Genomic DNA, 2588 nt, shown 5'->3' on the forward strand with positions numbered 1-2588 from the left:
ATACTTCCGTTTCTCCTCTGCCCATGATCCGGGATTATCAATCCCGCGTTTGATAAAACGTGACGTCCGACCGGTTCGACGCGGCGCGGGCACCGGTCCATACTGAGATGAAACTCAACACTATCTGGTACGCCCGTTTTTACTTTCGATCGGGATTTTCTGGTCAAGCGGTTCTGGGGGGTTGTGTCGCAAATTTTCAGCGGGTTAAAGGCAGGCGTATCTCCGGGCGCAATTATGCTGCGAGTTCCGCAAAGACCATGAATGGTGAACAATTGTCGTTTGCGAATTGCCTCTTGCGGATCATATGCGCAACTTCGATACCCGCGATTGTCGCTGCGGCTGAATGAAATGCCTTGAACCCCAACATCTGATTGGTAATCCGCTTGATGAAACGATGGTCCTGTTCAAGAATATTGTTGAGATATTTGATCTGCCGGATTTCAATCATCTTGCTGTAACCTGTGATTTTAAGGATTGTATTTACAGCTTGGGCTCCCGCCAGATTGGCGCCGCTTTTATCAATGACAATCTTGTCTGGAACACCGTTGGCTGCGATGGCTTTCTTGAAGAAACGTCGTGCAGAACCGAGATTTCGGCGTTCGGAGAGCATGAAATCAAGCGTTTGTTCGTCACGATCAACGGCCCGGTACAAATATGTCCATTTGCCTTTGACCTTTAGATAGGTTTCGTCAACACGCCATGAGCCAAGCGTTCGACGCTTACGTCTCTGTGCCTGATCTGCAATCTGTGGCGCGTAACGGACAACCCAGCGGTTCAATGTTGCATGGTCAACGTTCACGCCACGTTCGGCCATGATTTCTTGAAGGTCACGATAGGAAACGGAATAACGAACATAGAAGAACACCGCATAAAGGATGACATTTTTGGGGAAATGAGACCCTTTGAAATCGATCGCCATACCCAGTCACCTCGCCCAATTATGCGCACCGAAGCGACAATAACGCAGCAGAAGTGAAAAATTCGCGACAGAACCTTCCGGCCTGATCCTCTGCGACGAGATCGACCGCGAGCAGGTCCAGCCTTTCGGACCTTATGCGGCGCGCATCGGCGACACGCGGTTTCATGTTTCCGGAGGGCGGCTGGTGCAAACGCCGCTGGAATCCTGAAGCGACGCCGATCATTGCGGCACGAGAACGGATTCTCCATTAAACGGCCGCGCCAAGGGCGCCGCCGCAATATTTAGAATGTCCCTGACAACCAGTCAGCGCCATAACGGCTTGCGGCCTTTCCACATATCCTTCCTTCCCCTGTGCATCCCGGCATGCGGGGTCGCCAACGTTCCGGCCTTCCGTTCAAGCCAAAGCAGTGCTCTCCATCTGAAGAGCCGTTGCGGCATCGGTCGCCTCATCAGGCATGGTACATCGGTATCAGGCCGGATCTGCGAGCGCGGCGGTCGAAGCGGTGCTGATCGGCCTATGGAGTGCGCGACGAGCTGCGCCGCGAACATCTTCATGCCGTCCTGCAATGCGCTGAATCGAGTCTCGTGCCGTCAAAACGATGATCTGACAATTCGTGCGGACAACCCGGCAGGCGTCTCGTTTTCGCGGAAATCCTGGGTTGCCTCCGAAGCCGGGGCGCGGATTGGCAGGCGAAGGGGACGTGGCCGGTGCTCCGCCGGGGCGGTGCGTCTGGCCCTGTCTCATCTGCGACCAGCAAGGATGCTGTTCTGGCCCGGTCTCCATCGGGCTTATGGAAGCACCAACCCCTCCGACTGACTGATCCCCTAAGTCCGTTCTGATTCCTTCCGGCAACCCCCGCGGTTTCCGGCCGTGTTGCCGCGCGGGGCGCGGCTGCCCGCTCCACCCGGACCTTGGGGGTCGAGCCGCCGCCGAAGGCGACGATGCAGGAGTCTCCAGACGGCCTTGGCCGGGTCTCGTCGGAGGGAATGGTTCCTCCGAGAAGCAACGGAGACCGAAAATGCAGAACATCGTCATCCTCGCTGGCAACATCGGCCAAGACCCGGAAACCCGCACCACCCAGGGCGGCACCAGGATCACCCACTTCACCCTCGCGACCTCGCGCCCCCGCTACTCGGAAGGCAAGGTCGTCCGCGACGAAAGGGGCTACCGGGTGCAGGACACCGAATGGCACCGGATCACCGCCTTCAACGGCCTTGGCACGACGATCGAGGAGCATTGCGAAAAGGGCATGAAGGTTCTGGTTCGCGGCCGCATCCACTACACCAAGTGGACCGACCAGCAGGGCAATGACCGCTACGGCTGCGAGATCATCGCGCTGATGCGGGTTACGCAGAGGCTATCACCTGTGCCAAGCGGAACAGCCTTTGGCTTCCAATGATAACGGATAGGCCTTCACAGCTGCGGTGTTAGGAAGGTACAGCTGGCGCGAGAGCTTGAAATTTTTCCTGTATTTGTCGTCCAAATGTCGGCCGTTGCTGGATGGGCTCAGTTCCGCGTGAAACCAACAGTTCCTCCAGCTTCGGCGCGGTCCTCGAGCGGATCAATGTATCACAGGTAGGCAAACTCTTTTTGTAAGCGCGCATTTCTAGGCACCTTTTCTGGCTAACGAGATTGAGGCAAAGGGTGTCCACCGATAGAAAGGGTGGA

The 2588-nt window shown here is 56.6% G+C and carries 2 protein-coding genes; one reads left to right on the top strand and one right to left on the bottom strand.

Annotated features, from left to right (window positions below; translation table 11 throughout):
• Positions 1 to 232: 232 nt before the first annotated feature.
• Positions 233 to 919, bottom strand: coding sequence for an IS6 family transposase (locus KWJ32_RS27855; protein WP_151610699.1), 687 nt, complete (start codon positions 917 to 919; stop codon positions 233 to 235).
• A gap of 1019 nt (positions 920 to 1938) precedes the next feature.
• Between KWJ32_RS27855 and KWJ32_RS27860 the strand changes: the two genes are divergently transcribed.
• A complete protein-coding gene (locus KWJ32_RS27860) occupies positions 1939 to 2319 on the top strand; it encodes a single-stranded DNA-binding protein (protein WP_210250265.1) in 381 nt (126 codons plus the stop codon).
• Positions 2320 to 2588 lie beyond the last annotated feature (269 nt).

Origin of the sequence: Ochrobactrum sp. BTU2 (assembly GCF_024539785.1) — a bacterium.
Classification (GTDB): domain Bacteria; phylum Pseudomonadota; class Alphaproteobacteria; order Rhizobiales; family Rhizobiaceae; genus Brucella; species Brucella anthropi.